This is a genomic window from Pseudomonas sp. JV245A (assembly GCF_032424515.1).
GTDB classification, from domain to species: Bacteria; Pseudomonadota; Gammaproteobacteria; order Pseudomonadales; family Pseudomonadaceae; genus Aquipseudomonas; species Aquipseudomonas protegens.
This window is the reverse complement of record NZ_VYKE01000231.1, coordinates 1-5,453: the sequence shown is the minus strand read 5'-3', so window position 1 is coordinate 5,453 and position 5,453 is coordinate 1. Positions and strand designations below refer to the sequence as shown.

The 5,453-nt window shown below is 67.3% G+C and carries 4 protein-coding genes and 1 pseudogene; all 5 read right to left on the bottom strand.

The window, feature by feature from the left end; genetic code table 11:
* On the bottom strand, positions 1–1,037 hold a 1,037-nt coding region (locus tag F6S12_RS29405; RefSeq protein ID WP_315869659.1), incomplete at its 3' end, for an arginine N-succinyltransferase.
* A gap of 49 nt (positions 1,038–1,086) precedes the next feature.
* Positions 1,087–2,103 carry an arginine N-succinyltransferase gene (locus F6S12_RS29400; RefSeq protein WP_041117251.1) on the bottom strand — a complete coding sequence of 339 codons (1,017 nt, stop codon included), beginning with the start codon at positions 2,101–2,103 and terminating at the stop codon, positions 1,087–1,089.
* A gap of 172 nt (positions 2,104–2,275) precedes the next feature.
* Positions 2,276–3,625, bottom strand: a complete 1,350-nt coding sequence (locus tag F6S12_RS29395) for an APC family permease (RefSeq protein ID WP_011060541.1) — start codon at positions 3,623–3,625, stop codon at positions 2,276–2,278.
* Positions 3,626–3,840: 215 nt separating this feature from the next.
* Positions 3,841–4,593 (bottom strand): N-formylglutamate amidohydrolase, encoded by a 753-nt coding sequence (locus F6S12_RS29390; protein WP_011060542.1) that lies wholly within the window; start codon positions 4,591–4,593, stop codon positions 3,841–3,843.
* Positions 4,577–5,453: pseudogene (locus F6S12_RS29385) on the bottom strand (glutamine synthetase); the annotation flags it as partial. The pseudogene F6S12_RS29385 and the gene F6S12_RS29390, both read right to left, overlap by 17 nt.

Below are 5,453 nucleotides of genomic sequence, written 5' to 3'. Positions count from 1 at the left end.
TGTGCGTGCAGGGCCGTGCGTGACTCGCAGGCCAGCAGCGGCACCGCCCGTACCGAGTCGCCCGGCTGCAGTTGCAGGCGCTTGGCGGTCAGCCGGTCCACCAGCAGGCAACCCGAAACCAGGCGCCCGGGGGCGGCGGTGATGCGGCAGCTTTCCAGGCGCCGGTTGTGGATCAGCCACACCGGCGCCTGTGCATCCGGAGTGCCCACCAGCAGGGGCAGGGTCTGGCTTTCGCGCACGCTGCGGATCTTCGCCACCTCGGCCTCGATCAGCGGCCCGCCATCGAAGATGTCGATGCAGCCCTGATGGCTGAAGCCTTCGTCGCGCAGGATGCTCACCGCCTGTTCGGTGCTGGCGTGGGCCTGGCCGATGGCGGCCTGCGCCTGGGGGCTGAGCAGGCAGGTGTACAGCGGCTGGCGCGGCATCAGTTCGGCGATGAAGGATTTGCTGCCGTGGCTGGACAGGCGATTGGCCTGCTGGAAACCCATCTTGAAGAAGTGCCGCCCCAGGCTGTCCCAGAACGGCGAGCGGCCCTGGCTGTCGAGCTGGCCGCGCAGTTCGGCCACCAGCTTGTCGCCGAACAGCCGGGGGAATTCGGCGACAAACAGCAGGCGCGCGGTGGACAGCAGGCGGCCGGTGTAGCCCTGGCGGTGATCGCGGCGCAGGAACAGCGAGCACAGCAGCGACTGCCCGGTCATCTCGTTGCACAGGAACAGGGTCGGGATGTGCTTTTCGATGCCCAGCACCGGGGCGCTGCCGTGGGTGGTGCCGACCCGGTAGTTGTAGCAGGGCTCGCGCAGGCCGATGGCGCCGCTCAGGCCGCAGACCCCGATCACCTGCTGCTCGTCATCCTCCATGACGAACAGGTAGTCGGCATCGGCCCGCTCCACCTGGTTGGCGAAGGCTCGCTGCGCCCAGCGCACCCGATGGGCCAGGCGCTCGGGGTCGGTGGACAGGTTGTTCAGTTCGCGACAGCTGCCTTCGAGCAGGCTCAAGACCGCCGGCAGATCGGTGACGCGGATCGGACGGACGATCATTGGCGGGCTCCTGGCAATGACGCCGGGCAGGGGGGCAACAGGGGCCGGTTCATAAGGCAACGCTCCGTACCGGCTCGCCCGGCGCCAGTTGCAGGGCCTGGAACATGGCCGGGTCGAGGCCGATTTCAGCGCCCGGGGCGGTGTCCAGCGCCGCGACTATGGCGCGAAAGCCCTGCAGCCGCTCGTTGCTCAGCAGCCACTGCTGGCCCTGGCCGCTCTGGGGGCTGGGGTAGCTGGTGGCGACCCGGCTCTGGGCGATCGAGCGCAGTTGGTGGCTGCGCCCCTGCAGGGTCGGCCCGGCATCGAACAGGTCGACGTACTGGGTCGGCGCGAAGCCTTCGTCGATCAGGATCTGGCAGGCCTCCCGGGCATCCGGGTGAACCTGGCCGATGCAGTCCTGGGCCGCCTGCGCCAGCATCGGGATGTACAGCGGGTACTGGGGCATCAGTTCGGCGAGAAAGCCGCGGCCTTGCAGGGCGTACAGGCGCTCGGCCTCGACATAGGGCAGGTCGAAGAAGTGCTGGCCCACGGCTTGCCAGAACGGCGACTCGCCGTTGGCGTCGCTGTAGCCGACGATCTCGCTGATGCAGCTGTCGGCGAAGCGCTGGGGGTGGGCGGCGATGAACAGCAACCGCCCGCGGGAGGTGAGCTGGGCCAGTGGCGTACCGCCCAGCGGCGGGTCGACATGGAAGCTGCGCAGCAGGGTCTGTTCGCTGAGGTCGTGGCACAGCGACAGGGTGGGCACCCCGTGCTGGATGTTCAGCTCCCGGGAACTGCTGATGAACGGGCGGTTGCGCAGGCTGTAGAACGGGCTGGCAAAACCGGCAGTGGCGAGGATGTCCGAGCAGCCGCGCAACTGGCCGCTGTCGAGGTCCTCGAGCACCAGGAAATAGTTCTCCGGGCCCTGGCTGGCCTCGCTCTTGGCGAAGGAGGCCTGGGAATCGAGGATCTTGTCCCGCAGGCAGGTTTCGTCATCCACCAGGGAGGTCACGCCCAGCAGGCGTTCGCGGGCCAGGCGCCGCAGTTGGGGCAGATCGGATAACGCCACCGGACGCAAGGCCAGCATGGGTGTACTCCTGTATCAAGGGCCGCTTGCCCCGGGGGGCAGGCACTGGCCAGACATCACTGTCGGTTACCACGCAGTTCCATGGCCGCGGCATCCGGCGGCCAGTCCCCGGGCCGCTCTTGCTGGCAGCGCCGGGGTTGGCGCGACGCCCTGGGGCGCCGCGCGGGTGCAACTAGTGCTTGAGCGGGTCGGGCAGGGCGGCACCGCTGCCCAGCTTGTTCAGCAGGAACAGGTAGACCAGCCCGGCAAGGATCCAGATGGCGCCGAGTTTCTGCGCATCCACGCCCATGTTGTACATGATGGCGCTGACGATCACGAAGCCGATCACCGGGCAGATCAGGTGGCGCACCACCTGGCCGGACTTCTGCCGGCGCCAGTAGAAATTGATCACGGTGATGTGCAGCAGCATGAAGCCGCTCAGGGCGCCGAAGTTGACCAGGGAGGTCAGGGTGTCCACCGAGTTGATGAACAGGTAGCAGATCAGCAGCGACAGCACCGCCACCAGGTAGATGCTGATGTGCGGGGTGTTGTGCTTGGGGTGGACCTTGGCCAGCACCTTGGGCAGCTTGCCGTCGCGGGCCATGCCGAACAGCAGGCGCGATACCGCGGCCTGCGAGGTGATGGCCACCGCCACGCCCCAGGCCAGCGCCGTGGCCACTCCGGTGAGGGTCGCCAGCCAGCTGCCGGCGGCCAGTTCGGCGATTTCATAGAAGGCGGTGTCGGCGGACTTGAAGCCCATGCCGGCGGCCAGGTCGGTGGCGATCCAGGTCTGTACCACGAAGATCGCGCCCATCACCACCAGGGTGATCAGCGCGGCGCGGCCGACGCTGCGGCCCGGGTCGCCCTTGACCTCTTCGGCGAGCGTGGAGATGGCATCGAAGCCGAGGAACGACAGCACCGCGATCGAGACGCCCTGCATCAGCATGCCGAAGTGGAAGTTCTCCGGGTTGTACAGCGGCGCCAGGGTCAGCTGGCCGTTGCCGGCGCCACCGTGCAGGGCATTCCAGGCGTAGAACAGGAAGATCCCCAGGACCGCCAGTTGCGCCAGCAGGAACAGGATGTTCATCCGCGCGGTGAAGGTGATGCCGCGCAGGTTGACGAAGGTGGCGCTGACCAGGAACGCCAGGATGAAGCCGACCTTGGGCACTTCCGGGTACAGGTGGTTGAGCGCCATGGCCGCGTAGACGTAGAGCAGCGGCGGGATCAGCAGGTAGTCCAGGAGCATCAGCCAGCCGGCAAGAAAGCCCACATGGGGGTTGAGGCCGCGCTGGGCGTAGGAATACACCGAACCGGCGATGGGAAAGGCGCGGGCCATGGCGCCGTAGCTCAGGGCGGTGAAGACCATCGCCACCATGCCGATGATGTAGGCCAGGGGCACCATGCCCGGGGCTTCCTGGTTGACGTAGCCGTAGACCCCGAACGGGGCGATGGGAATCATGAAAATCATCCCGTAGACCACCAGGTCACGCAGGCTCAGCCCGCGCTTGAGTTCCTGTTTGTAGCCGAATTCTTCAATCTCCATGAAGCCGTTCTCCTTGAGCCTGTGTAAGTGGGTAAAGGCGGGGCCCTGCGGGTCGTCATTGACACCTCGGGCCGCGCTTTCGTGTTTGAACCTGGCAGGGTTTAAAGACACACCACAGCGGTTTTTCTAGTTGTTGTACCGGTCCTGCAAACAGCGTTTTGGCGCGCCGGATGAGTCCTTCGGGGCGCGCCGGTGAAACCTTCCTCTCGCCGCGGCTACAGCAGCGGCGCCAGTGTATCGCTCCAGTGCTGCACCGCTTCAGGGGTACGCAGCAGATCGTTGCGCACCTCGATCAATACCGACGCCAGGCCACGGGCGTCGCCGTGCACCGGCACGGTCATGTCGCTCAACGGATCGATCTCGTAGGGCTGGTTGCCCGCCACCTTGATCGGCAGCCTCCACAGCCCTTCGAGGATCCGCGCCGCGTAGTCGGTGGCGCTGCCATACAGCACGCCGATTTCCAGCGCGCGCGGCTGCCCGTAGTAGACCGGGGTGAAGCTGTGGATCCCCACCACCCGCACTTCACGGCCCTGGGCCAGGCGCCGGTCGATGATCCTTTGCAGGCGCTGGTGAAACGGCGTGAACAGCTGCTGGCGGCGGTACTCGCGAGTAGCCTCGTCCAGCTGCTGGTTGCCCGGCACCTGATAGATCTCGCTTTGCAGCGGGATGCTGTCGGGGGCGTGGCGCGGCCGGTTGAGGTCGATCAGCAGGCGCGAGTAATTGGCCGCGATCAGGGTCGCGCCCAGGGCCTGGGACAGGCTTTGGGCCAGTTCCAGGGCGCCCGGGTCCCAGGCGATGTGTTCGCGGGCCGCCAGCGGGTCCAGGCCCAGGTCGTGCAGGGCCGGTGGAATGTAGTGGCTGGCGTGTTCGCACACCAGAATCAGCGGGTGCTCGGAGTCTTCACGGATCAGGCGGTAGGCCGGCTCGGTGTAGAACCCCAGCTCGGCGGATTTAGTACAGGTGTCCATAGTGCTCACAGAGTTGGGCAGCGGTCAGGTGCTCGGTCAGGGACACTTCCTTTTGTTTGACGGCGAAGTAGGTGGCCAGCAGGTCCTGGGGCAGGAACTGCAGCAGTTCAGTGTTGCCGCGCAGGCATTCCAGGGCCTGGGGCAGGGAGCCCGGCAGCGGCACGATGCCACTGGCCAGGCGTTGCTCGGCGCTCAGGTCCGAGGGTGCCTTGTCGGTCACCGCATTGAGCACCCGTTGCTGTTCGAGGCCCAGGCGCCCGGCCATCAGGATGACCGCCATGGCCAGGTGCGGCGAGGCGGTGGCATCCAGGGCGCGGAACTCCAGGTTGTACTGCGGCGCCACCGGCTTGCCGCCCAGGCTCAGGGTCGGGCAGATACGCAGCGAGGCTTCGCGGTTGCGCAGGCCCAGGCAGGCATAGGAGGCGCTCCAGTGATGGGGCTGCAGGCGCTGGTAGGAAATCGGCGTCGGCGCGGTGAAGGCGCACAGCGCCGGCAGGTGCCTGAGCACCCCGGCGGCCCAGTGCTGGCCCAGGCTCGACAGGTCGTCGCCACTCACCGCGTGGGGGTCGTAGAGCAGTGGCTCGCCGTCCAGGTTTTGCAGGCTCAGGTGCAGGTGCACCCCGTTGCACACCGCGTCGTCGGCAGTCTTGGGCGCGAAGCTGACCCGGTGCCCCAGTTGCCGGGCGATTTCCCGGGTGATCTCGCGCACGTTCACCGCCCGGTCGGCAGCGGCCAGGCCCTGGGTCGGCCGGCAGGTGATCTCGTACTGCTGCTTGCCGTATTCGGGGAGGAACATTTCCGGTTCGGCGCCGGCGGCCCGCAACGCCGCCAGCAGCCAGCCACCGAAGGCCGCGCCCTGG

Excerpts from the sequence above, each read along its gene's own strand:
- F6S12_RS29400 (WP_041117251.1), bottom strand. The coding sequence starts at position 2,103 with ATGCTGGCCTTGCGTCCGGTGGCGTTATCCGATCTGCCCCAACTGCGG.
- F6S12_RS29395 (WP_011060541.1), bottom strand. The coding sequence starts at position 3,625 with ATGGAGATTGAAGAATTCGGCTACAAACAGGAACTCAAGCGCGGGCTG.
- F6S12_RS29390 (WP_011060542.1), bottom strand. The coding sequence starts at position 4,593 with ATGGACACCTGTACTAAATCCGCCGAGCTGGGGTTCTACACCGAGCCG.